Raw genomic sequence first — 24,813 nt, 5'->3', positions numbered from 1 at the left:
CTGGAATACGTATTTCGATTATTAAATGAAATAAAAATTGTGTAATATGACAGCGAAAATAATAATATTTAGTTTTCTAATGATTTTGAGTTCTTGCTCAGAATCCAAAGGTCAGAAAAATCCGGATTTTATTTGTAAAGAATGCGGAAGTTTCGATTTATCAAAAATGACCTTTAATGAAAATATTTCTGAATTAACATCCAAAACAGAAGTCTGGAAAACAGCTATCGTGAATGCTAACAACGAAGAGAAAGAAATTGAAACGCTGCAAAAATCGGATGTTGTAAAATTCTACAAATATCATTTTTCCAATCAACAAAATTTGATATTGGGCAAAAATCTATTCCATTATAATAATCAATTTTTCTTCAATGGATTGGTAATTTTGACGGATGCCAAGAATAAAATTTATGGCTACTCAGCCAAGAATTTTTATGACGGAAAAATGTCTGATATAAATAATTTTGTGAATGATTTAAAAAAAGAAAATAATAACTCTCAATATAAGCAAAACAAGATGTACGGCGATCTGACTGTCCATCAATGGTTTGGAAAAGATAAAATTGTGCAATTGGTAAGCGATGATAAAATAGGTAAAGAGGAAAAGACAGTTAATGGGAAGACCAGCGTCGTGAATAGCACATACATAAAAATAAACGTCTATGATGAGTTTTTTGTTAAAGATTCATCAGAAAAATCATTAGAGAAAGATGTTGATTTTGCTGTCTTCAGTAAAAAACATTATCAAAAATAATTATTTTTTTTATTTTAAATTAATAACGTTCTAAATCAGAAAACGTCAAATCCTGAAGCTTTGGTAAGCTCTTATGTTTTATCGATTTCTGTCTCTTATTCAGAATTTTATTAGAATCCAATCCTTGGTCAAATTCGACTTTAGTTCCTTTGACGAGGTCGATTTCGGTTTCCGAAGTTTTATTTTTTCCGTTCCAAATCACTCTAGAAATATTAATCAACTCAAAATTGCCGTTCTGGAATTTAAAAGTGTAACGGCTTTTGAGATTGTTAATATCAGTCAACATTTGCAAATTTCCATCCTCAATAAAAAAATCAGGAATATTATTACCATTATGTTTCCCTTCCTTATTTTTTGGATATTGACTTTCAATAATTTTTGTAGAAGAAATAGCAGGTTTCAAAGTTTTAGAATTAGACTGAGAAAGAAGAATCCGAAGCCTTAGCGGTCGTGTTTCGTTCTTCAAATCCATTTCTACAATTACTCTGTCCAGTTTTTTATCATTATTCAAATCCCCTTCATCCTCCTTCGCAATGAATGTGAAATTGGCTTGATTTGCAGATTTTTGAGCATAATAATTTATCGGTGCAGATAGAAAAATTAGGATGGAATATAGGACCGATTTTTTCATAATTAGTTGCAATTTGAAAAATTTAAAATGATTCTATTAAAGATTGTAAAAAAGATTTCGAATCTGATAGATCATCAAAAACCATTACCAAAGTCATAGTGTAAATTGAAAATATAAAAAATAGAAACAATATTAAAATTAAGAAAAATCTGGAAGTTTTATCCATTGATTTTGTACAGAAGTAATACATTAAAAAAGCTAAAATCGAAGGAACAATTGCTGCTATCATTGCAACTTGAGTAATGATTTTAATAATGTTTTTTGTTGTAATCTCAGTCAAATAATGGATAGATTGATACCAAATTGTAAGTCCGATAACAAAAATAATGTAGATGAACAAACCGAAGTACAAGTTTATAGATCTCTTCATTCTTACTGATATCTCGGATTTCTACCAGAGCTGAAGGAACCTCGCAATCCATCTTCCACTTGCTGCCAAAATTGTGTATGACTTAAGCTGTGAGAAGCCATGGCGAGATATGGTATTGATCCGGGTCTTTTATCCAATTCTGTGATAGTTGCTTCATCGTTTGCAGTGACTAGAAAGGCATGATACTGATTTACAAGTGTGTGATATCGTTCTAGATTTCCTCTCAGAATTTTCAGCTGAGCATCTAGATTACCAGTGAAAATATATTCTGCAGCATTAATTCCTTCCGTAATTTTTTGCAGTTGAGCAGGTTTTACAAACTGACTGATAAGTCTCATAAGCAGATCTTCCAGATTATTGTTTTGCACCGCAGATTGAGTTCCTCGTAAAAATGTGTCAAATGCACTTTTCTTTCTTCTGGAATTGTAAGGATCATGCTGGGTAATATTAACATCCAAAATGGTTAATCCTCTGGTTTGTCTTCGAGGCGTCCAGGAAGTGGCGTCTATACTGTCGGTAATTCCTCTATTTTCGCCAAAAACGTTGGCTAGCAAACTTAGGATATAACTGTCTCTCACGCCAGTTTTTATATCAAACAACATATTCAGCGTGGTAATTCCTTGGGTAAGTTGAAGATGTCTTCCGAAGGTTATTTTATCATGTCTTCCGCCTCCGGAAAAATTTTTATGAACATCATAAGTCCAGTGGAGAACGTTTCTCAATAAGTTTATGAATGACTGCTTCTCATTCGCTAAAGTAGAATTTTGGATTGTTATAGAATCAATATATTTGATGAATTCCTGAACAATCAAATTTATTCCCAAAAAGGCATTAGACATTTCTTTCCAGGCAGTAATAGCTTTATTCTCATTATACCAACCTTTCAGATATTGCATAATGAGATCCATCTTTACATTTCTCAGAATAGTGATTCCATTTTCGAATTTTTCCATTTGAAAAGACTTTAGCAATCCTTCCATATTAAGTAAACTGAAATCTGCAATCAACTGCTGTGTCAGATCATATTCATTGTGAACATTGATGATTTTACAACCTGGATGCAGTTTACCGTGGTTCAGCTGATGTTTTCTCTGGAAAAATGGCGTAGAGAGGTAAGTAATACTTTTGATTTTCCAAGGCGTGGGAAATTCGGTAAAGTTGTTTCTTTTAAGAATTGCAGATTTACCTATCATTTCTCTGCTCGTAATAAGTTCAGAAAATTGATTGATGACATTTCCGCCGTGCGAGTGACCAATCAGATGCAGATGAACTTCCTGATTTCTCCAAAAACGGTAGGTCCTCAGCATCACATCCAATAAACGTTCGGAAGCAACAATTCTTTCATTCGTATTGTTATCACCAGACCAACTGAAAAATTCACCTTCTATATGAAGGTTTAGATAATGCAGTTTGATTTCCTGGATTTTGTGCCAAAAGTTATTGAGACTTTCTTTTGTCTTTCGCTTGAGTTCTGCATCAATCGCCTGCCAGTATCTTGTATTGGCTTGATGTCTTTCTCCGGTAGTATTAATGGGATCTGTAGTTCCTGCGACAAACATTACAATATCGATAATTCTGCTGGCTGTTTGTGGCGGATCTTCAGGAGATCCCCAATGCAGACCATTTTCAGTACCTTCTTCAGTTACAGTATGTGTTGCATTTGTCACAATATTTTCATTAGAATACATACTGTGACCTCTTTCGGATACTTTGTTATAGGTGCCTTTTACGATTCTTGTTCTGCTCATTGTTGTTTAATTTTTGAAAATATTATGTCTCTTGATTGATGTGATTCTGAATAACAAATTGATCATTGAAGTACTGTGACTCTCTTTTTGATAAAAACTTACCGGCAACACCATCCTAAATAATTGTTTCCAAAATATCAGGTTTCTTTTTCCACTGGATTTTCCAGATAGGTTTTCATTTTCTAGTCCTTTGGTAATATTGGTATGCGAACCTGTAATTTTAAAATCGGTACTTTATATTAAACAGATTTGATCTTTCTGACAAAATTTTAAAACATCTTCAAATGAAAATTTCTTTCATATTCCGTCTCTGTAATCATTTAGTTGTTAATGAATTTTTGCTCACGTCTTTCCAAAACTTTTCCTGTTTTGCCATCCAATTTGATAATTTCTTCTATGTGATTATCTTTCATCCACTTTATTTCCCAAATAGCGCCAGATTTCTCTGTATCTTCATTTCTCGAAATCATTGTGTGGTAGCCTGTACTTTGTAAAATTGGACCTTTATCAACCTGTATGGATTCTTTTTTGCAAAATTCTAAAACATCCTCAAAATTAAATTGATAATTTTTGTCGTAATCTTTTTCTTTAATTAAATTGCCCTGTTCATCAAACTCATACCATATTCCTTTCTTAAAAGAGAATGGATTTGTGTTAAAACCTAGCCCCTTTTGTTTGATATTTAAATTTTGGTGGTATATTTTTACAACTGTAAAATAAGAATTTTTAGACGTTAAAAAAAATCTACTTTCTTGTAACCTTACCATTTCAAGATAAGAAGCATCTGGCAATGTTTCCCTTAGAACATATTGATTTTCTTTCTTGGAATTATCGAATTTAGATAAGTCAAATTTTTCAGATTTGTTATCAATTTGTGGAAACATATATTTTGTGTTTTGGGAATGACAAGATGTAGAAATAAATAAAAGGATTATTAATATTATATTTTTCATTGCTGATACTTCAAGTGATACTGTTATTAGCTTTTTCCCACTGCCATTTCCAAAGAGAGTATCTTATTTGTGGAATCCGGTGGGAATAATCCAAGAGGTTTTCTGTTTTTATGGCTTCGTAGGTGTACAGAGCATCTGCATCTGCTTCTTGGTTGGTAAAACTGTGAGGAAGATTGAATGAGTGTAAAAACTCGTGCGCTGCAGTTTGGTCATTTTTCGAAGGAAACAGGACAACATTTCTTCCTTGAGCATAGCCATTTAAACCTTTAACAATTCCTGTAGCATCTGCATATCCTCCACCTTCTCCCAAATAAAACGCTTTGTAATAAGAATCATATTTGTTTTCATCAGCAGGATTGATTGATTTTAATTGAGCTTTTAACTTATCATAAAGATAATTTTCCAGCGTTTGAAAACCCGAAGGTGCTAGTGATGATGGATAATAATACGCCGCAATTTGTCCACCAACAACGTACGAACCTCCCGTTTGAAATTTTGAATCTGATGATACATCCAATACCTCAGTTTGTACCTCTGTCTCTATCAGTGCTTGTTTTAAATAACGCTCAAATAAATCTTTCTGTCCCGAAGCGCTTCCTGGATTCCCAGTGCTTATAATGGGAGCGATAACTTCAATAAGAACAATTTTAGCTTTTTTTCGTCGTGGTTTGTGGTTTGCCCAGACTTTCAATCGTCCTGCTACTTCGGAAACTTCTGCACCAGCCGCATTTTTTTTGGTAGCAATCACTTCTATAACCTGATCTGTTGCAAATTCTTCCAGACATTCTATCGTTACAAAGTCTTTGAGAGTGTGTTTTCCTTTTGACTTGGTAGTAATGTCAATTGGCGAAATATTGAAGAATTTGTTTGCTTTGAATTTTAAAGTATCTGGCTCTTCATCAACCTCGATATTCAATGACAGTAATGCTTTCGTGTTCTTGAAATTAGAAGCTTCAAGCTTTTGAGTTCTCGAATTTTTGATCTGAGAAGGATACAACGAAACCCAAGAACAATAATAATTTTCTAGAGTTCCATCGGCCTTTTTTTTCCAAGGAATGCTAAATGTTCCGTATGTTCTTTTAAGATTTGAAAATAGAGTAGGTGACTTTTTGAAACTTCCACCGTATGAGTTGATGTCTGTAACCAGAGTCGTGTAAGTAGAATCTGTATATTGTTTTGAAACGATGTCCTCATAATTAGAATCTCCAAAAACCGAAGTGTCGCCAAGTCTCATCCAATCGAAGCCATAATCTTCTCCTTTCCATCCATCTTTACTGCGAAAATGTACCACACATTTTGCTCTTATTTCCGTCGCAGGTGGATTGGCTGGATCTCCGTAAGTAATACCAATTTTTTCTCCAACTTCAGAAATCCAGTTTAATGCGTTGGAGATGATGCTTTCATTAGAGTACATACTGTGTCTGCTTTGAGACACTTTGGTGTATGTTCCTTTGACAAATCGGGTTCTGCTCATTTTAATTGGCTTTAGATTTCTCTCCGCTGTTATTTTGAACTTCTTTTTGAGCGTGCTTGTGGATTGATTCGTTGGATTGAATATTCATAGATTTCTCACTTATTTCCGTTCTTTCCATTTTCGTTTCGCTGTGAACATCGCCATCTATCATTTCGGTTAATTTTCCTGTTATAAACATACTAGCGTCACCAGCAACCGATGTCAGTTTCATTGCGCCAATACTTTGTGTCGAATTCATTCCTACACTCTGGGTATTATTCATACCAATAGTTTCTGAAGAATTTTGTCCAATATTGGTTGTCATATTTTCAGTGACATTAATGTTCATATTTTTACAATTCAATGTCATCGTCTCTGGAGCTGTGATGTTGATGTTGCTTCCAGTTGTATCGAGATGAATTTCGTTTCCTGATTTATCTGTAATAATGATGCTTTCATCTTCTGTGAAAACCACTTTGTGTCCACTTCTTGTCATAATGGATTTGACGCGGTTATCAACGCCGCCACCAAGTCCAATTCCACCGTGGAACATTCCGCCCATTACAAAAGGTCTGTCAGGATGATTGTGTACAAAACCAACCATCACTTGATCGCCAACTTCTGGAATTGCTACATAACCTCTATTTTGTGTGATTTGATCTGTTCCTCCAGCATCAGGACTCATCATTCTAATGAAGTTCGTCGTGTCGTGTAATTGCCAATCAAATTTAACTGTGATTCTACCTTGGGCTTGAGGATCTGTATTGCTGATGACAGTTGCAATCTGAGTTTGTGCTGAAGGAATTGTAAACTCTGGTTTTGGCAGAAATCCCGTATCGCTGGCAATCGCTTTGAAAGTTCCTTTATAATTTCCTAAAGTATCGACATCGTGAGACGTTTCGATGACCATTATCCTTGTAAAATAACTCGTTTGATTGCTGTCTGGTTTTCTCATTTCCAAATCAGCAACACATCCAGGATATAAAAACGGAATGGAAATATTTCCTGTCACTGTAAAAACTTCCACCGCTTTGCTTCCTGCTGCACTTTCTTGGGAATTTATGACGTCTTTATCTGTAACTGCTTTTATAGGCGAAACCTGCAAGGATTTGGTTGTGAATATGCCAGACTGATTTTGACTGTATGCATTTTTTGCCAAATCACTTTTATGTTTAATCGGCGTTTCTCCTGAGGTCAATTTGCTGTTCTGACTGCTGTTGTAGCCGTAGAATTCGGGTTTAGTGTGAACTGCTTTGAGCTCTACTCTGATATCGCTGACATTGCTTCCATAGATTAATTTAAGTGGTGGATTCTGTGGCGGTAACATACCAAAATGTAAAACCTCGCCATCGTAATAAAATTGTTCCCCGTAAGCTTCAGCCATTCTAGCGAGGTAATTATAATGTGTTTCGTTGTACTGAATACTGAATGGAATTTCAGAAAAATCATTCGCATCCACACGAACGTCATATTTGCTGCTACCTAAACCTTCCTTGATGAGTTGTGCAGCGATAATGCTCATATTTACAGGTGATTCTCCACCAAAACTTTGGATAGTTGGTGCAGCATCCAGCAAAATCGTCGGACTGAAACCGCCCAAAACGATATTCGGAAGTCCACCTTTTTCCTGACTGAATCCAACTCGTGTAATCACACCCACAAAAGTCCTTTCCGGGCTATCTTGGATGTCCTTATATTTTTGAACAATTGTAATTCTTTTCCCTAAAAACTCTTGGCTGGATTCCAGATTATGATTTTCCTGATTTCCCAAAGTATCGTGCGCCAGAATCAGTTCGAATTCGTGATGTTTAGCGCTGTTCTGAGATAGCGTAAAATGTTTGTAATGTGAGATTACTATTCCTTCTATCACAATATTGAGTTTAACCAATCGGTTGATTCCAAATATCTGGCTTGAGGAGATGGAATTGGCGCTATTGTCGGGTTTGAAACTTTTGGTAGGAGTATTGGAAGTAGCCATATTTTGTGATTTTTGGTATTGAAATATCTGTTACTTTTGTTAAGCTATGTTGCTATTCAGCTTTCTATAAAAGCTTTTTTGTATTGAATTTAAAATCGATAAAATCAAATTGATGAAAATTTTAATCTACATCCGAAATTAATTATAAATCCATAATATGTTCTTCAAATCGTAGCAATAATGATGCAATAATGGGCTCAAAGATTGTTAAATAGTCAAAAATCCTGATGAATATGACCAGAAGGGGATTTCATCAGGATTATTGCTTTAATATTTGGAAGAATCAATAATCATCTGATTATTTCGCGCCTGGCCAAATTCCATCATAAGCAGAATTGCCATAGTCGATTTTTTCTGCACTGATTACAAAGCTTATGAACATATTGTCCTCATTCAAAGCGTCATAATCCACCTCGTGCTGGATTACATAACCATTTTCCCATTTCAAAGTTGTCAAAGTTCCTTCTTCGTGAGATTTGTTAAAAGTTACTTCACCACTTGTTGGTTTGTACTTCCCGTTTAATAAACTTTCCAAAATTCCTGAATCCTCAGTCGCTTCAACAGTGATTTTAATCAATGCGTTGGAAGGGTCTGATGCAACTCTACCGGAAACGTCCGTGTTTCTTGATACACCGTAATTCAGTTTAAGAATTTTTTGTTCTGATCCGCCGTTGAATTTTAATACGGCTCTTGAATTGTTTGCCATGATTTCTAAAATTTAATTGTTATTATATATTGTGTTGTTTGTTAGTGTGTTTCTTGGTTTTATTATACCAAAGATAGAACCATCTTCCAAAAAATTCAATAGTAGAATTACTACACTTTCAGACAATCTTATTTTGATTAAACCTCATCATTATTAATTTTATTGAGAGATCTGAGCAGGCAAAGTCTGATAATCAATCTTTATATCTCTCACTAATAATTTGTACGATTGCGGTTTGATAAGGTAAACAGCGATTGAGTCTACATTAGAATCACTAATTTTCAAATCATAATTCGAAATAATCTTGATCGGAAACCGAATACTATCATTTGCGGATTTTATGATTGTGCCAGAATTGATTTTAAAAATTTTGATATTTTTATCTTCGATTTTAAACTTATTAAGCAATTCAATATCAATTGTTTTTAAAACTAATAAACTTTTGCCCGACGCTTCTTGCGGTGTTAGCGTTTTTTTCGGCTGTTCATTTCTTTCATTTTCAAAAAGATCTACCGAAAAATGATCTGGTCTTTCATATTTTTTTTTACAAGAAATTACTAGTGCTAACAAGATAAATTGAGTGTAGATATTAACTTTTCTCATCGTGATAGATTTTTAAAATGAAAAAGGGAATTCATAACTTATTGTTGCAAATTCCCTTCATTGTTAAATTTATTAAGGTTTTATTCCTGTTGATATTCAGCATCCCATTCGTTACCGTCATCACCTTTATGTCCGTCTAATTTGATGACGAAACTTTTTGTTGGGAAGTAAGGCGTCATTCTGATATCCAGCCAAACACGATCTTTATTGACTTTATCCTGTTCAAATCTTACAATTTTAAATTTTTCGATCAATTTGTCGGCACCTTTGATTCCGTCCAAAAATGTTACGATTTGTCTTCTCAAGTCATCCTCATTTCTTGGATTCCAGTTTTCAAAAGCTCTTCTGTTAAGGAAATCGAGTAGAACCTTAGTCACATAATCGAAAACTCTTACAACCGAATAAGTTTGTAAACCGATATTGTCTCCCGTGAACAATGTTTTTGCTGAGAATGCCATAATTTTTCCGTACTCGTTTACCATTGGAACCAATCCCATTTTTTCCAATTGAGAAATTTCACTTTTCTTAAGATCAAATTTCACAGCATCCACTTCATTGATATTTCCGTGTTTTTTACCAGCGGCAACTTGGGACATCAATGTTTTGTAAATTTTCCCTGCCATAGAAGTAGAAGGTGGAAGATCTACGTTTTCCTCTTCGCCCACTTCTTCAGCTCTGCCTCTTCCTACAAGCCAGTTGGTTGTCATAATCACATTACTTCTGTGAAGTTCTCCACCTGTAAGATTCGCTGAATGGAAAAGATCTACAACGTCATCTGGTTTATCAAGATTCGCAAAATCGGTTACCAACATCACTTTGTTTTCATTACAGATTTTTGCCCATTTCTCAACCACTTTATTGGATCCCAAATACCCTGGAATTGCAAGAATAGAGTAGTTGTCTCTCAAATCAAGACGGTCGTAGTTTTGTTTGAATTCATCTGCAATAGCATCAATGAAAAGCGGATTATCCAAATCTTTCATCTGATCCAGAGAAGCGTTGACGATACTAACGTTATCAACCTTGTCCAACTCGGTATTCTTAAAAAACTGAGCCATCGTTCTATAGGATGTTTCCAAATCACGAATTGCACTAAGACTGTTTTTAAGATTGGTTTTCAGATTTTTCTCTGCGTTTATAGCTTTGGTTTTACAAGCTTCGGCCATTTCGTCAGCAGAAGCATTGTTTTCCAAAAGTGAAATCCATAGATTCAGTTTTTGAGCTAAATCTTTTCTTTCAGATTGCTTATTTGTATCATTTAAGAAGATTTCTTTACGCGCTTTTCTCGTTGGATTCATATTTGCGATTCCGTCCACAACGGTTTCAATAAAATTAAATCCACCAACTTTATTCAGGTCATTAATCGCTGATCCACCTTTTCTTTGATCTTGCTGTTGTTCTGCAGCTTGCTGATTTTGTGGCGCTGCTTGTTGTCTATTATCCATAGTTTTCGTGTTTATTGTTTTTCGAGTTCGCTTGCAACATCTTTCAAAACTTCTATCAAAGCATCTTTGGTTTGAGGATTTGCTAGAATATTTTGAAGGATTTTATTCGTTTTCAGTTGTCTCAGTATTTTGTTGTACTGTTCCTGTTCTATGCTTAGCGTTTTCAGATATTCTGAATTTTGAGTCAGATTTTTTGGAGTGAAATCTCCCAACTGCTGGAATCTGAATTCTTCATCCACATAAGTGCCGTCTTCTGTCTCATGCTGCACGGAAATAGAAGGTTGAAAATGTTTGAAAACATCATCTACCGATTTAAGACCTTTTGTAATTTCTGGAATAAATGGTTCGTCTGCCGTCAGTTGACCAACGATGAGAGATCTATTTTCCTGAATTTCTTGGATTGCTTCGTTAGCGTCAACTTTTACTTCGTTTCCCCCAACACCATAATTAAACATTGCCATATCATTTATTTTTTGTGATTGATTTTCTGATTTTTTACTAAAATATTTTAGAATCTTATTAAATGAAAACATTACAGAGATTCTACGGGTTCAATGGTTGGCATAAAGAATCTGTTGAGCCAATAAAACTTTTCACCATTCTGATCTATGATGATCTTCGGGTTATTTTTATTATTTAGCAATCTGTCTGCCAATGTTTTATATTGTTTGAAATAGTTTCTTACAATCTCGTTGGAAACCACTTTTGATTGTTTCCATCCACTCAGTTTGAATTTTGATAGTGTTTCCTCGCCTGCGTTGTCAAAACCTGTACTTACTGCCACAGAATACGCCATCGATTGATCTTTCAATTTTGATTTATCAAATTTCGTGTCGCCGGAATAATATTTGTTAAGCGTTTTCAAATAACAATTGATTGCCGACCCTTGACTGAAATTGGACGTAAAACTCTTTGTTTCCTGATAGATTTCTTGATAAAAAGCTCTAAGTTTATCATATTCGGTCTCAGATAATAGAATTCCTTTTTCAACGGCTGGATAATTATCTTTGAATTGATCTGGGAAACTTCCTTTTGTGATAAATGGATTATTATAAGTGATTAATTGTGTTGTAGTTTCTGTAGGAATTGGTGTTGGCGCATCAGAAAATTGATTTTTGAAATCTGCTTTCACGATCGTTTTTGAACTTCCAACTGCAGATTTGAAATAATTGGTTAAAGAAGTATTAACTGTTTTATTATAATCAATGACCTGAGCGAAAAGACTGTCTAAAGACTTCACAAGCAAATTGCTAGAGTTGATTTCTCCTTTTCTCGGATAGACCACAAAACCCTGAGCCATACTCGCTTTCGGGTAGTCTAAAGAATAAACACCACCTTCGCCCATCACGAGACTGTAATTATTCTTATCCATAATCATCTTTTGATCAACGATTCTGGCTTTATCTAGTTCTGCAATATTTCTCGCAGTTCCTGTCAAAACGTTTTCTGAAAATAAAACAAAGTTATTGTAGAAATCAGAAGATCCCGAAGCGGATTGGAAAAACAGCATTTTGGCTCGTGCTTTTGTTAAGTTTCTCATTGCTTCGCTCACACCGCCATAACTTGACGCAGTAGAACCAACAACTATGACGATATTATTTTCGTCGGAATTATTCCTTAGTAATTCTCCTGTGGCAGATAGTGCCTCAAGTAACGGTTGTGCTCCGCCATCACTACAATTTTGATTGGAAGCTTGCAAGTCAATGAATGAATTGATTTCTTCAAAATTATTGCTCAAAGTGGATGATAAAACATCTTCTCCGCAAGTATTGTTTTTATAAAGAACTGCCCCGTATTTGATGCTTTTGAAATATTTCAGCTGCTCTAATTTCAACTGAATATCCTGAAAAACAGATTTAGCCAAAGCTGAATTCTGAATATTGTCTCTGCTGATATCAACTGTGAAAACAATGTTCAGATTTTTACTTCTGTTCGTGATTTCTTTGAATCTATAATAATAAACTGGTTGTCCTAAAACATTATAAACAAAGTTTTTGCTGTAATCTAAAGCATTAGTGAAAAATCTCGCTTTGTTAGAATTATCAACCATCGAAGGCGTCACCGATACCAGATTTTCGACTGGAGTTCTGTTGATTCCGTCAGAAAGAGAGAAGGTCGTTTCCGTCGAAGATCCATCTTGGTTTTGTTTATAGATCGCTAAATTATTTTCATCGGAATAATTGAAATCTGATGAAACTTTCAAAGCAGTTCTGTCTCCCCAATTTGCAATCATATTGGAACTGATCCAACCATAAACGTCCTTGGGAATACTGTCAATTTTAAGATTGGGAGATTTTCCAATCAGGAATCGTTTGTTAGATTCTGCTTGTTTGTAAACGTAAACCAATTGACCAACTGCGATTTTTTTGTTGATTGGTTTTGTTAAATCGGGCGAAGAAAAAAGCAATGCAGAATCGCCTTTCATGTATTTCGAGCCGTTTTTCAAAACATCAGAATTGTTGGGAGAAATCACCGCTTTTACATTAAAACCATTATCACTACGTTTCAAAGAATTGGTCCAAAGCAACAACTGATCTTTCGGAATCCAGCCGTAAGTTTTAACAGATCTTGAAGGAATTTTTTTCATCAAAGCATCAGGATTATATTCCGCAACTTTGATCAGATTTTTGGATGATTTCTCTTTTACCACCAGTAATGGTTCCAAGAATTTGATTTCTTTTGGGGATTTTTCGTCACCTTTATCCATAAAAACAGAGTTGTTGGCGCGGTCAGAAATTACTAACCAAGGTTCGGCATTTTTAGGAAATCCGTCATTAACTCTCACTTGATCTACATAACCATAAAAATCAGAATCAGGCGTTTCCTGAGAAGGAATCCTGACTTGACATCCAATCAAAATAGATAAAGATCCAAAAAGATAGGCAGCACTTAGGAAGTTTTTTTTCATAATTTAATTTTTTGGTTATTACTTACTTTGTTTTACTTCTACTTTGACAACGCAATTTTGATTGGTGTCCAAAGTTGTTTTCACTTCCTGTATAGAATTATTTTTATCGAATTGCAAACCCATACAATAGTTGTAAAATGAGTTGTTCTTGTCATTCACAGTCAGTCCAATATTATCTTTGTTGCACAGATATGTATTGAGAAGATAATTGTAATGACTATTGAAATTGCTTCCGTTTGCGATTTGCTGAAGATGATATTTGAAATCGTCATTGATTTTGCTGTAAATATCCGTCACAGTTGGCGCAGTTATCACTTCATCATCCAGTTCCTCATAGGCAGGAAGGATTTTTATCATATGTTGTATAGGATCATTATCGATATCAGTATATAACGTCACGATATAATTTCCTGGATTTTTGAAAGCATAGGTTGCCATTTTCTCCTTAGCATCTATGTTTCCTGTTTCTCCAAATTTCCAAGTGTAAATCTTCGCATCAGGAGAATCTGCGCGGAAAAATACATTTTCCAATTGCATCGCTTGCGTGGGTGCATCGATTCTGGTGGCAGCTTTTATAGTATCAATTGGTCTTGAAATACCGCCTGATACTAGAACTGGAAACGACTTGGTATATTTATTATCAATAATTACAGAAACTTGATAATAACCCGGTTTCTTGAAAAAATGAGAACCTTTGTTTTTATCAGAATTAAATCCATCACCAAAATCCCATTTTCTGGATTTTCCAAAAGTGGTTTTATCTTCAAAAGTCAATGTGTCGCCTACATTGAGAGAAGTTGGATAAACGGCTGCAACAATATCGTCTGAGCTGTGGATGACTTTCCTCTGTAACCACAAAATAATGATGGCCGCTAAAAGCAAAAGACTTATTACTACGATAATAATATTCTTCCTGTTTTTTTGGATGTAATTCATAATTAAAAGTTGTTAGTTATTTTTCATAAGTAATGCGTTATCTCTTTGCAATTTTTGATTTTTACGTTCCTTGAAACCAATGGAGCAGTCTTCAAACTGTTTGGTGAAAATTTTTATATTCTCATTTTTTTTGCCAGCGATATTCTTGTCTTCAACATACATCTTATAGAATTGGGCAATCTGTTTGTAAGACTCTTTTCTAGGATCTGTGATATTGACGGTTTCAAAAATATTGGCAATATCATTGATGCTATATCTGATTTCGTTTTCCAACAGCGGATTTTGATTCTCAGCCGAAACTTTTTCGATTTTATTAAAAGTACTGTCGACAACAGGTTGCGCAATTTTTTGACGATTATCAAACTTGACTTTCTCTTCCAAAGTCTGGATTGCCAAAATATCAGAATTATTGAATGGCGACTCATAGCGGTACAAAATAATCACAGAAAGAAGCAAGACTGCGAAAAAGAGTAGTCCCAATAGATATAAAAAATAATATCTTTTTTCTTTGTTGGAAAGTATAATTTTGGCTTGCATAGTTTTTAGTTTATTTTAATCGCCTGGCTATTTTACCGCCTGGCTCATTACTTTTCATTTGAGTTGTCATTTTTCCAACCTTTCCGATGCATTCATTTAAGCTTCTCAAAGCATTTCTCTCTTTTGCAGTTACGTTGATAAGTTCATTTTTAAAAATGGTCATCTTTCCAATGTTTTTTGTCAATGTCGAATATTGTTTGAAAGATCTGCTGCTGTCTGCGCCCATAATGTTTCGAGTGTCTTGAAGATCTTCTAATATTGAATTTCTCAAGAAAATATCATTTTGAACCCGATCTGTGTTTAGCAAAGCCATTTTATAGTAGATGGTGTCCATTTTGATTTTCAATAGTTCATTTCTGCTTAGAATATTCTTGTATTCATTAAGTTCTTTTTGAATTTGTTCTTGCTGAATCTTAGAACTTTTGAAAAACATAAAAACCGTTGTTAAACTGATTGCAATCAACACAACAAATGAAGAGATAAATTTTATGATTCCGTTTCTAACATCATTAGAATTCAATCTTTTTTGTCCTTGTGTAGCCATAATTTCTAGATGCTTGAATTATAATATCCGTTTTCCACACAAAATCTGGCAAGATCTAATTTGCTTTTCAAACCTAATTTTTCCGTTAGTCTATTAATGTACGTATCAATGGTTCTAGTGCTTAAGCTAATTCTATCGCCGATTTCCTTGTTGCTAAATCCTTCATAACAAAGTTTGATAATGTGAATTTCTGTTACATTTAATTCATCTTGCTGTTTTTTCTGACGATCCATATAACTTTTCACAGCTTGTTCTTGTGAAGCCCATTCCTTCTTATATTCTTCATAATCAGAATTTTTGTTGAGAATACAATTGCGAAGAATATCTTTGATGATGATGCTGTTCTTCTGGCAGTAATATGTGTTGGGGATTTCGCTGATTGTGGCAGCCATATCATCTTGATATGTTGTAGAATAAGTAAGGATTGGAACTTCTTTGTTATGCTGACGGATGTATTTTATAGCTTCGATTCCACTTAGAATTGGCATAAACAAGTTGATGATGAATACATCTTCCTGTTTTCTGTAAAGCCTGTTGATAAGTTCGTTTCCATTATTGCAATCGTTAACGATTGAAAATAAAGGATTTTCCAAGAGCATTTTAACGAGAAATTGCTTGAAATAAAAATCGTTTTCTGCGATTGAGAATCGTGTTGCTTTAGTAGAGTTATTATACATACCGAATATTCCAGGTTTTAGTTTTTAAGTGAGTACTAAAAGATCAAAATATTTAAATCAATGATTTAAGAAAAAGTTGTATCAGAAATATTATTCGTTTGGAGGGATTTTCCTTTTTGCAGAAAAGCAATAGGAGTTGGTAAAACAGTAAAACAGTGTATTCGATATAAACATTAAATTAATTTTAATAAAGTTTAAATAAAATTCTAAATCTGTTAATATTATGGCGTAATGATATCGAAAAGCTTAAAAGCAAATATGTTGCCAATAAATAGCTAGTAATGCAATTATGTTATGCAGTAGGCAATTGTAATATGCTATTTTTGATAATTTAATATTTAGTTCAAACTGCTCTAGATCTACTGTTTAACAGTAATAGTAATGTTTAATCAATTTTTTCAAAAATTAATTGAAGATTACTATTGTAAAAAGTGAAAATTTAGTTTGTATGGATATTGCGAAGCTCCATCACTAAAAATTAGAGAAAATAATTAACAAAATAAAATTTAAGAACAAAGATTAGATATACCGTATTTTGAATTTTGTCAACCTAATAGAAATCACAACAAGTTGTCGAATAGATACCTCAAGATTGTGAAAAATTATCCAGCTCATATTCAGGGCCCTCAAAACCTTGCTAAAATGCTGTAGATACTAATATAACGAAGCAATGAATGTTATTAAATGCATTATAGCAAAACAAAACGATAGATAATTTAGCGATTTTCCTATTTGAAATATAATTATTGAATAATTTGTATCAAGAGTTGATCAGCTTGGACCTTTCATAGTGCCTATATTTTTCGGATAAAGTTTTCTATTATTATTATCGATATTGAAGATTTAAAATTGACGTAGAATTTATTGCTGAAAAAAGTACTATTTAAAACAAGGGAGTAAAAGATTTATATGGAAATTATTGTTATCGCATCATATATTTATTTTTAAATCTTTTCACTTTAAATTTGCATCTGACATGTACGCAAACCCAGTTTTTTCACATATTTAGCAACAGTTATTCTGGAGATTTTATAGCCTCAACAATTCAATTCAAAAGTAAATTGTGGGGCTTGCACAGTATTGTTTGGATAAGAAATAAATTGAAGTTATCTGCTGTTTTATTTTTTCTTTCAACTGCAATTTTTTGCTACTTGGTCTGCTCTGCCATTTAATATAGCCGCTGGAAATTACTTTTAAAACATTACATATCTTTTCAATCGGGAATATAAATTCATTATTTTGTAGGAATTTATATTTCATCGACAGCTTTTGGAGAAGATACAGATTGCTTTTTTTAATATATGCCGCTCTAAATCAGAATCTTTCACCTTTTTTCACGTTCATGAATCTTTTATTGTTCCGGTGTTAGTTTGAAATTTCCATTCCCGGGAAGTTGCCTTGCCCAAATTCTTTGTATTCTTTGCGCCATTTATAAAGTAATGTGACTGCGTTCCCAGTTCACGTGCGAGTTCTGATATCTTAGTTCGCTCAATGCTCAATTGAACGGGCTTTGGTCTTAAAAGCAAAATCGTAGATTTTTCGCTCTCGTTTCATAGGTAAAAATTAGTCTTTTATGCTTTACTTGTATTGGACGGTAAATTAGTACATCCAGTACGGAGATTTTAAGAATATATGCTTAATTTTTTATAAATATTTTCAATAGATATTTACAAAAATATCAGCCTAATAAGATCCTAGAAATGAACAGAAAAGAAAAAAAAAATTTCTTTTTTGTTCAGTCAAATTTGATTAGCTTTGAGGCTGTTATTATGGATTTGAGATCATTTGTCCTTCACTTGTCCCCTAATTTATTACTAAACATAATAAACAGGCATATCTTAAGTTTTGTATCGGAAAGTAAAGTTATCGAAAGTAATAAAACTCAATATACCTAACTTAAATTAAAATACAATCCATAATTATAAGATTTTACACTTTATAATAATCACAAAAATTGAAATAGAATAACATCTCTGGTCAGTCCTACATTGTCATCAATTCATAATACTAAAAGATTTTCTAGCTATCTAAAAAGATTTTCTGTCTTTAAAAATTCTTTTCCTTGAATTGAGTAGGTGTCATTCCAGTATTGGATCTGAAAAATTTCGAAAAACTTGCATGATCGTAGAACCCAAGATTATAAACAATATCTTTTACCGACATTTCCGAAACTTTGAGCAGACGTTTTGCTTCGAGTAAAATTCTATTCTGAATCAATGATGAGGCGGACGTATTCAGACTTTTTTTCGAAATGATATTTAAATAATTTGCCGAAATATGTAGCTTGTCGGCGTAAAAAGAAACGGATCGCTCTTCTTTGAAATTCAAATCTATCAAATTTAAAAATCGCGAAATGACAGGATTGGAATGAACGGCTTCGTAATCTTTGAAACTTTGCTCGACAGCTTTGCTGATCATTAGTCCAATCACTTCACAGCGTTTCTGCACCATTTCCCAAAAGACATTAGATGCCTCCATTTCTCTTTTAATACAATGAAATTCATATAAAATAGATTGGAAAAATGGATTAGAAAGGTCAACAACTGGCTGGTTCTGATAAAATAGTGCGGAAAACCTAAGTGACGAAAGCAGATTCTCAAACCAACTTCTGCTGATCATCAATTGATAGCCCACAGTTCCTCTTTCGATGTGCCATTGATGAACCTGATCCGGGAAAACCAAATGAATTTGATGATCTTGAATTTGAAACGACTCAAAATCGATAGTGTGAATGCCATTTCCCTTTTCAAATAGGTTGATGATGAAAAAATCGTGCTTGTGTGGAAGATCTATCGACCGCTCACCGTGAAGTTCATTAAACAAAATCTGACCTCCGGCATTTTCATTTTCACTGAAATCCTGAATGCCCAAAATGGGAAAGTGATCTGACTGATGATTCATCCTGAATGATTTTCGCTTAAAATTAGTAAAATTTAAAACAGAAAAACCATTCCGAATAAAATTTCAAATTTTTTAAGATTCCAGTATCGCGACAATTTCTTTGAATCCTAACGATCTTGAATGTTGTAAAGCTGTGACTCCATCTTTGTCAGGAATATTCAAATCTGCACCTGCTGTTTTCAAAATCTTGATGATCTCCTGATATTTTGCGCTTCCATCACCCAAAACAACGGCTTCCATAAGAGCTGTCCAACCCAGTCTGTTGACGTGATTGATTGGGAAGCCTTTTGTATTTGCTAAGATCTTCACGGTTTCTACGTGGCCTCTTTCGCAGGCAGGAATCAAAGCAGTTCCGTTGTAGCGGTTAAACACATCGAATCTGGCTCCGTTTTGCAGGAATAGTTTTACCATTTCGGTTTGTCCGCTGGCTCCCGCATACAAAAACGGACTATCGTTTTGTGAGTCTTGAAGATTCACATCTGCTTTATGACTTACTAGAAGTTTCGCCATTTCTGTTTGCTTGCCAATCACCGCGAGAAGTAGTAGAGATCTGCCATTCTGATCTTTCGTATTGACGTCAGCACCTTTGTCTAAAGCTGTTTTTACATTTGAAATGTCATTTTTCATTACCAGACTCACCAAGTTTTCCTGTTGCATTCTATTTATTTTTGAATTTTGAACTGTGCTCTTTTCGCAGGCACTGGCACTGCAAAATGCGAGTAGAAAAAATATAATTTTCATAGATTTTTGATTTAATTTAAAATACGATGTTACCGCTATGAATTAATGATTTCACATCTGATATTCTGGAAACAGCCTCTGCTGAACAACTGGCGTCAAGAAAGACCAAATTGGCATTGTCTCCAGCTTTTGGCCATTGTTGTTTTCCTTGATCATCCAATGGAAGAAGATTTGCGGTTGCTAATTTTAAACATCTCGACAACTGAAATTCAGTGGACTGGCCGTAAAGTTGAGCGTAAAGGTTGGCTTTTTCCAAAACGCTTCCGGTGCCAAATGTATTCCAATGATCTACAATGCTGTCATTGCCCGTGTAAACGGTGACGCCTCGTTTTTGTAATGTCGGAAGTGGCATTACGAGATTTCCAAAAGGAATTGTGGAGACAATCCCAACTTGGGCGTTTCCTAATTTTTCTGCGATCTCTTCTTGTCGATTTTTCTCCAATTTACCTAAAACAAAACAATGACTTAGGAAAGTCTTCCCCTTCAAAGCAGGATTTTCATTGACTTTATCAATTAAGTATTCTACGGTTATCAAGCCGGATTCTCCAGTTTCGTGCAAATGAATATCAATTCCTTTTTGATGATCCAATGCCAATTGTACAGTGAAATCGATGGTCTTCTCAATCGATCCATCCAGCGTGTATGGATCTACGCCACCAATGAAATCAATATCCATTGTTGCAGCTTCTTTAAGATAGGGGACAGAATTTTTATAAAAAACACCGTGCTGTGGAAAAGCGACCAGCTCTGCATCGAAAGTCTTTTTCTTGTTTTCTAAAGCCACCTGAAGATTTTTCAACGAGTCTAATTTAGAAGTCGGCTCAATGTTCACGTGACCTCTGGCAAATGAAGTGCCTTTGGAATGAAGCAGCTCAATCATTTTTTCGGCTTTCTGAGTAGAAGTTTTCAGCAGTTCGGGCATCAGTTTTTCTTCCAGCTCAATCATTCCTTTTACACCGCCTTTTCTTTTCCTCACAGCTTGCCATCTCTCACCGTAGAAAGTTTTATCCAAGTGGATGTGCATATCTTTAAAAGCAGGAAGCATCAGAAATCCTTTTGCATCTATGGCTTTTGCATTGGCATTGTTAGGAGATATTTTTACAATCTTTCCATTTTCAATTTCGATGAGAAACAAATCTGTTTTTGTAGCGATCACTTCATTTTCTTCGTATTCAAAACCAGCTTCCAATCGAACATTTTTTAAAATCAATTTTGGATTTGTTGAAATAGTTTCATCGTTAAAAACAGAAGTTGCCATCATAATATTGGGAGTTAAAGTGAGACCAGCCATTGCTAGAGCAGAATTTCTAAGAAAATCTTTGCGTGATATCTGGTTTAATATTTTCATATCAATTATTTGATACAAAATTAGAAAGAAGAAAAAAGCCACAGATGTATGATTTATCACATCCCGTGTACAAATTATAAAAAATTATAAATATGTAGCATTCTATATTATGATTTTACTAATGGTTCAATATTTTTTTACCACAATTCATCAAAATTTGTATATTTGCCCAGCAAAAAAAGAAAAATGATATTATCTAACCTAAAAAAAGCAAAGAAACAGTACTTACGTCGAACGTCGTGAGTCATTTTCCTTTGGTTAGAATCAAAATATACAGGAGCTTGTCATCACGACAAGCTCTTTTTTTTTAATTAATTATTAACAATTTAAATCTACTATGAAAGTATTAAAATTTGGAGGGACATCTGTTGGAAGCCCGGAAAGAATCGAGCAGTTATTACCAATTATTGAATCTCAGACAGCAGATAAGCACTTGGTTGTCTTGTCCGCTGTCTCTGGAACTACCAATGAGCTTGTGAAGATTTCCGAACTGTTTCTCAACAAACAAAACGATTTAGCCCGAAAACATATTGATGTACTTTACGATCACTACAAAAAATTTGTCAATCAACTCTTTAAAACTGAAACCGGAATTTCAGAAGCGCAGAATTTTATTGGCGTGATATTTCATCTTCTTTATCAGTTTGGGGATGAAAATCAGTTTACTGCAACAGAAGAGCGAGTGATTTTAGCTCAAGGTGAGATTCTTTCCACAACACTTTTTCATTTGCATCTGAAGGAAAAAGGTATTTCTTCTGTTCTTCTATCTGCGTTGGATTTTATGAGGATTGATGAAGACGATGAACCAATAATAGACTACATAAGAACAAATTTTTCTGCTGAGTTTGAAAAATATGATGATGAAAAATTGTTCATCACGCAAGGATACATCTGTCGTAATTCTCGGGGAGAAATAGATAATTTGAAAAGGGGAGGATCCGATTATACAGCATCACTTTTAGGCGCTGCATTACAGGTAGAGGAGATACAAATCTGGACAGATATCGATGGGTTTCATAATAATGATCCAAGACATGTTCTCAATACAAATCCAATCGCCAATCTGAGTTTTGATGAAGCTGCTGAATTGTCATACTTCGGTGCCAAAATCCTGCATCCACAGAGTGTTTTTCCCGCAAGAAAATATAATGTCCCCGTCCGATTGTTGGATACAATGAATCCCACTGCACTGGGAACTTTGATATCATCGGAAGTGACCAACCGCAATAAAATAGTGGCAGTAGCTGCAAAAGATGGGATTACCGCGATTCGAATCCAGTCTTCCAGAATGTTGATGGCCTATGGTTTTCTAAGGAAAGTTTTTGAAGTCTTTGAAAGATTCAAAACGCCAATAGATATGATTACGACTTCCGAAGTGGCGGTTTCCCTCACTGTAGATCAAGTTACCTACCTGCCTGAAATTTTGAAAGAACTGGAACTTTTTAGTACTGTTGATACAGACACTGATCATTGCATCATTTGTATTGTAGGAGATTTTAATAAAAAAAATCACGGTTATGCAACAATTGTTTCTGAAGCTGTCAAACATATTCCAATAAGGATGATCTCGTATGGTGGAAGTGAAAACAATATTTCTTTATTAGTCCCATCTACCTACAAGATAGAAGCTCTTAGATCGTTACATAATCGATTGTTTTAAATTAAATCTAAAGCAGATCAGAAACAAAGTCTGTCAAATTTAACATAATATAACATTTGTTAAGATAGTTTTAGGATACTGTGGCTTACTTATTGCTTCCTATTGAAGCGATTCTCAAGTTTAATTTGAGTTTTCATGGTTATTAGTTTTTACCCAGCTTTTGCTGGGTTTTTTTATTTCCTTAACTCTAGATAAAATTTAAGTGACGTAATGTCACTGAAAATTCGTCTCAAACTTTCCTTCAAAATAATTAGATGACATTCTATCCAATTTTGACATCAGGTTTAAGCGTACTGTCGAAAATAATTTTAACAAGTTTCGATGACTTCATTTGAAAAATTCTCCAAATTTAAAAGGAATTATTTCTGAAAGATTTATTCATATCACGGATTTATTAATATTTATCTTTGCAAAAAATTCTTTGTAGAATGAATAAAATTCTAATCATCGACGACGAGGAAAAGATCAGAACCTTACTTTCCAGGATTATCAGTTTGGAAGGCTTTGAAGTTTTCCAGGCTTCCGATCTCAAAAACGGAAAAAAAAGACTGGAGATTTCTGATATCGATGTCGTGATCTGTGACGTCAAACTTCCAGACGGCAGTGGAGTCGATTTTTCCAAATTCATCAAAGAAAAATATCCATCGCTGGAAGTCGTCTTACTCACGGCTTTCGGAAACATTCCAGATGGCGTGCAGGCCATAAAAAATGGCGCTTTTGATTACATTACAAAAGGCGATGATAACAACAAAATTATCCCGTTGGTTTACAAAGCCATAGAGAAGGTTGCATTAAACAAACGCGTCTTTCAATTGGAAAAACAACTGAGCAAAAAGTATTCTTTTGATACAATCTTTGGAAAATCAAAACCGATAAGATTTGCAATAGATTCCGGGAAAAAAGTAGCTGTTACGGACGCTACAGTTCTATTGACCGGCGAAACTGGAACAGGAAAAGAGGTTTTTTCGCAAGCGATCCATAATGCGAGCAACCGGAGCAAACAGAATTTTGTAGCGATAAACTGCTCGGCATTCAGCAAAGAATTACTGGAAAACGAATTGTTTGGGCACAAAGCTGGTGCTTTTACAGGAGCCATCAAGGATTCCAAAGGAATTTTCGAAGAGGCTAACAATGGAACTGTTTTCCTGGATGAGATAGGAGAGATGCCGCTTGATCTGCAGGCAAAACTGCTTCGTGTTCTGGAGTCAGGTGAATTTTTGAAAGTTGGCGACAACAAAGTGACTAAGATCAATGTCAGAATTATCGCAGCCACAAACCGAGATTTGGAGAAGGAGATCGAAGCTGGAAACTTCCGCGAAGATCTTTATTACAGGATTAATATCTTTAATATTTCCCTGCCATCGCTTCGGGAAAGGGTTTCTGATATTGAAGAATTGGCGCACTACTTTCTGAAAACATTCTCTATTAAAACTGGAAAGAAAATTAATTCAATCAGCCAAGAATGTCTTAATGCACTCAAGCAACATCATTGGAAAGGCAACATCCGCGAACTTCGGAATGTGATAGAAAGAAGTGTGATTCTCACAGACAATTCGGAATTGGAATTGATTTCACTTCCGTCGGATTTTCAAAATGTAAATTCCAACGTTTCCGATAACAAAAGTCTGTCGGCGTTTTCGCTTGCCAGCGCAGAGAAAATTCAAATCCAGAAAACTTTAAATTACACCAAAGGAAACAAAGCAGAAGCAGCACGACTGTTAGAAATTGGCATTGCCACACTTTATCGCAAGATTGAAGAATACAAGATTTTATAAAATCATTACCATATTGAGAAAAAGCCTATCATTTTGATAGGCTTTTTTTTTGACTAGAATCTTTACTTTGATTTTAACTGATTGATTGTTTGTGGGTTATAAGATTTGTTTTCTTGTGGGAATATTTATTGGCATTAGTGATTCA

The 24,813-nt window shown here is 34.4% G+C and carries 20 protein-coding genes; 3 read left to right on the top strand and 17 right to left on the bottom strand.

Annotated features, from left to right (window positions below):
* Positions 1-46 precede the first annotated feature (46 nt).
* On the top strand, positions 47-754 hold the full coding sequence (locus PQ459_13485; GenBank protein ID WDF45911.1) for a hypothetical protein: 708 nt from the start codon (positions 47-49) through the stop codon (positions 752-754).
* 19 nt (positions 755-773) lie between these two features.
* Here PQ459_13485 and PQ459_13480 read toward each other — a convergent pair whose 3' ends face one another.
* From PQ459_13480 to PQ459_13400, 17 genes are all read right to left on the bottom strand, one after another.
* Complete coding sequence (locus PQ459_13480) at positions 774-1,385, bottom strand: hypothetical protein (GenBank protein WDF45910.1); 612 nt, start codon at positions 1,383-1,385, stop codon at positions 774-776.
* Between the two features lie 372 nt (positions 1,386-1,757).
* On the bottom strand, positions 1,758-3,503 hold the full coding sequence (locus tag PQ459_13475; protein WDF45909.1) for a hypothetical protein: 1,746 nt from the start codon (positions 3,501-3,503) through the stop codon (positions 1,758-1,760).
* Between the two features lie 320 nt (positions 3,504-3,823).
* Positions 3,824-4,387 carry a hypothetical protein gene (locus PQ459_13470; protein WDF45908.1) on the bottom strand — a complete coding sequence of 188 codons (564 nt, stop codon included), beginning with the start codon at positions 4,385-4,387 and terminating at the stop codon, positions 3,824-3,826.
* A gap of 79 nt (positions 4,388-4,466) precedes the next feature.
* Positions 4,467-5,930, bottom strand: coding sequence for a hypothetical protein (locus tag PQ459_13465; protein ID WDF45907.1), 1,464 nt, complete (start codon positions 5,928-5,930; stop codon positions 4,467-4,469).
* A gap of 1 nt (position 5,931) precedes the next feature.
* Positions 5,932-7,887, bottom strand: coding sequence for a phage baseplate assembly protein V (locus PQ459_13460; GenBank protein WDF45906.1), 1,956 nt, complete (start codon positions 7,885-7,887; stop codon positions 5,932-5,934).
* 298 nt (positions 7,888-8,185) lie between these two features.
* Positions 8,186-8,593 carry a type VI secretion system tube protein TssD gene (tssD, locus tag PQ459_13455; protein ID WDF45905.1) on the bottom strand — a complete coding sequence of 136 codons (408 nt, stop codon included), beginning with the start codon at positions 8,591-8,593 and terminating at the stop codon, positions 8,186-8,188.
* Positions 8,594-8,752: 159 nt separating this feature from the next.
* Positions 8,753-9,196, bottom strand: a complete 444-nt coding sequence (locus PQ459_13450) for a hypothetical protein (protein ID WDF45904.1) — start codon at positions 9,194-9,196, stop codon at positions 8,753-8,755.
* An 80-nt stretch (positions 9,197-9,276) separates the two neighbouring features.
* Positions 9,277-10,641 (bottom strand): DUF5458 family protein, encoded by a 1,365-nt coding sequence (locus PQ459_13445; GenBank protein ID WDF45903.1) that lies wholly within the window; start codon positions 10,639-10,641, stop codon positions 9,277-9,279.
* 11 nt (positions 10,642-10,652) lie between these two features.
* Positions 10,653-11,102: a type VI secretion system contractile sheath small subunit gene (locus PQ459_13440; protein ID WDF45902.1), complete on the bottom strand. Its 450-nt coding sequence runs from the start codon at positions 11,100-11,102 to the stop codon at positions 10,653-10,655.
* Positions 11,103-11,173: 71 nt separating this feature from the next.
* Positions 11,174-13,549 (bottom strand): type VI secretion system protein TssR, encoded by a 2,376-nt coding sequence (gene tssR, locus PQ459_13435; protein ID WDF45901.1) that lies wholly within the window; start codon positions 13,547-13,549, stop codon positions 11,174-11,176.
* Positions 13,550-13,567: 18 nt separating this feature from the next.
* On the bottom strand, positions 13,568-14,485 hold the full coding sequence (locus PQ459_13430) for a PKD domain-containing protein (protein ID WDF45900.1): 918 nt from the start codon (positions 14,483-14,485) through the stop codon (positions 13,568-13,570).
* A gap of 12 nt (positions 14,486-14,497) precedes the next feature.
* Positions 14,498-15,022 (bottom strand): type VI secretion system TssO, encoded by a 525-nt coding sequence (gene tssO, locus PQ459_13425; GenBank protein WDF45899.1) that lies wholly within the window; start codon positions 15,020-15,022, stop codon positions 14,498-14,500.
* 10 nt (positions 15,023-15,032) lie between these two features.
* Positions 15,033-15,566 carry a type VI secretion system TssO gene (gene tssO, locus PQ459_13420; GenBank protein WDF45898.1) on the bottom strand — a complete coding sequence of 178 codons (534 nt, stop codon included), beginning with the start codon at positions 15,564-15,566 and terminating at the stop codon, positions 15,033-15,035.
* A 5-nt stretch (positions 15,567-15,571) separates the two neighbouring features.
* Positions 15,572-16,243, bottom strand: coding sequence for a response regulator transcription factor (locus tag PQ459_13415; GenBank protein WDF45897.1), 672 nt, complete (start codon positions 16,241-16,243; stop codon positions 15,572-15,574).
* Between the two features lie 2,046 nt (positions 16,244-18,289).
* Entirely contained in the window at positions 18,290-19,144 is an 855-nt protein-coding gene (locus PQ459_13410; protein WDF45896.1) for a helix-turn-helix transcriptional regulator, read from the bottom strand.
* Positions 19,145-19,216: 72 nt separating this feature from the next.
* A complete protein-coding gene (locus PQ459_13405) occupies positions 19,217-19,801 on the bottom strand; it encodes an ankyrin repeat domain-containing protein (protein WDF45895.1) in 585 nt (194 codons plus the stop codon).
* Positions 19,802-19,901: 100 nt separating this feature from the next.
* On the bottom strand, positions 19,902-21,233 hold the full coding sequence (locus PQ459_13400) for an amidohydrolase (protein ID WDF45894.1): 1,332 nt from the start codon (positions 21,231-21,233) through the stop codon (positions 19,902-19,904).
* 337 nt (positions 21,234-21,570) lie between these two features.
* Between PQ459_13400 and PQ459_13395 the strand changes: the two genes are divergently transcribed.
* Entirely contained in the window at positions 21,571-22,893 is a 1,323-nt protein-coding gene (locus tag PQ459_13395) for an aspartate kinase (GenBank protein WDF45893.1), read from the top strand.
* 428 nt (positions 22,894-23,321) lie between these two features.
* Positions 23,322-24,668 carry a sigma-54 dependent transcriptional regulator gene (locus PQ459_13390; protein ID WDF45892.1) on the top strand — a complete coding sequence of 449 codons (1,347 nt, stop codon included), beginning with the start codon at positions 23,322-23,324 and terminating at the stop codon, positions 24,666-24,668.
* The last annotated feature ends 145 nt before the right edge of the window (positions 24,669-24,813 follow it).

It is taken from the genome of Chryseobacterium sp. KACC 21268 (assembly GCA_028736075.1).
GTDB lineage: Bacteria > Bacteroidota > Bacteroidia > Flavobacteriales > Weeksellaceae > Epilithonimonas.
The sequence above is the reverse complement of the archived record's forward strand: the minus strand, read 5'-3'. Positions and strand labels throughout refer to the sequence as shown.

What these genes read in the sequence shown, in the direction of transcription:
- PQ459_13400 (WDF45894.1), bottom strand. Translation starts at nt 21,233, where the DNA reads ATGAAAATATTAAACCAGATATCACGCAAAGATTTTCTTAGAAATTCT.
- PQ459_13430 (WDF45900.1), bottom strand. Translation starts at nt 14,485, where the DNA reads ATGAATTACATCCAAAAAAACAGGAAGAATATTATTATCGTAGTAATA.
- tssO (WDF45898.1), bottom strand. Translation starts at nt 15,566, where the DNA reads ATGGCTACACAAGGACAAAAAAGATTGAATTCTAATGATGTTAGAAAC.
- PQ459_13460 (WDF45906.1), bottom strand. Translation starts at nt 7,887, where the DNA reads ATGGCTACTTCCAATACTCCTACCAAAAGTTTCAAACCCGACAATAGC.
- PQ459_13395 (WDF45893.1), top strand. Translation starts at nt 21,571, where the DNA reads ATGAAAGTATTAAAATTTGGAGGGACATCTGTTGGAAGCCCGGAAAGA.
- PQ459_13465 (WDF45907.1), bottom strand. Translation starts at nt 5,930, where the DNA reads ATGAGCAGAACCCGATTTGTCAAAGGAACATACACCAAAGTGTCTCAA.
- PQ459_13470 (WDF45908.1), bottom strand. Translation starts at nt 4,387, where the DNA reads ATGTTTCCACAAATTGATAACAAATCTGAAAAATTTGACTTATCTAAA.
- PQ459_13475 (WDF45909.1), bottom strand. Translation starts at nt 3,503, where the DNA reads ATGAGCAGAACAAGAATCGTAAAAGGCACCTATAACAAAGTATCCGAA.
- tssR (WDF45901.1), bottom strand. Translation starts at nt 13,549, where the DNA reads ATGAAAAAAAACTTCCTAAGTGCTGCCTATCTTTTTGGATCTTTATCT.
- PQ459_13410 (WDF45896.1), bottom strand. Translation starts at nt 19,144, where the DNA reads ATGAATCATCAGTCAGATCACTTTCCCATTTTGGGCATTCAGGATTTC.
- PQ459_13480 (WDF45910.1), bottom strand. Translation starts at nt 1,385, where the DNA reads ATGAAAAAATCGGTCCTATATTCCATCCTAATTTTTCTATCTGCACCG.
- PQ459_13440 (WDF45902.1), bottom strand. Translation starts at nt 11,102, where the DNA reads ATGGCAATGTTTAATTATGGTGTTGGGGGAAACGAAGTAAAAGTTGAC.
- PQ459_13450 (WDF45904.1), bottom strand. Translation starts at nt 9,196, where the DNA reads ATGAGAAAAGTTAATATCTACACTCAATTTATCTTGTTAGCACTAGTA.
- PQ459_13485 (WDF45911.1), top strand. Translation starts at nt 47, where the DNA reads ATGACAGCGAAAATAATAATATTTAGTTTTCTAATGATTTTGAGTTCT.
- tssO (WDF45899.1), bottom strand. Translation starts at nt 15,022, where the DNA reads ATGCAAGCCAAAATTATACTTTCCAACAAAGAAAAAAGATATTATTTT.
- PQ459_13405 (WDF45895.1), bottom strand. Translation starts at nt 19,801, where the DNA reads ATGCAACAGGAAAACTTGGTGAGTCTGGTAATGAAAAATGACATTTCA.
- tssD (WDF45905.1), bottom strand. Translation starts at nt 8,593, where the DNA reads ATGGCAAACAATTCAAGAGCCGTATTAAAATTCAACGGCGGATCAGAA.
- PQ459_13445 (WDF45903.1), bottom strand. Translation starts at nt 10,641, where the DNA reads ATGGATAATAGACAACAAGCAGCGCCACAAAATCAGCAAGCTGCAGAA.
- PQ459_13415 (WDF45897.1), bottom strand. Translation starts at nt 16,243, where the DNA reads ATGTATAATAACTCTACTAAAGCAACACGATTCTCAATCGCAGAAAAC.
- PQ459_13390 (WDF45892.1), top strand. Translation starts at nt 23,322, where the DNA reads ATGAATAAAATTCTAATCATCGACGACGAGGAAAAGATCAGAACCTTA.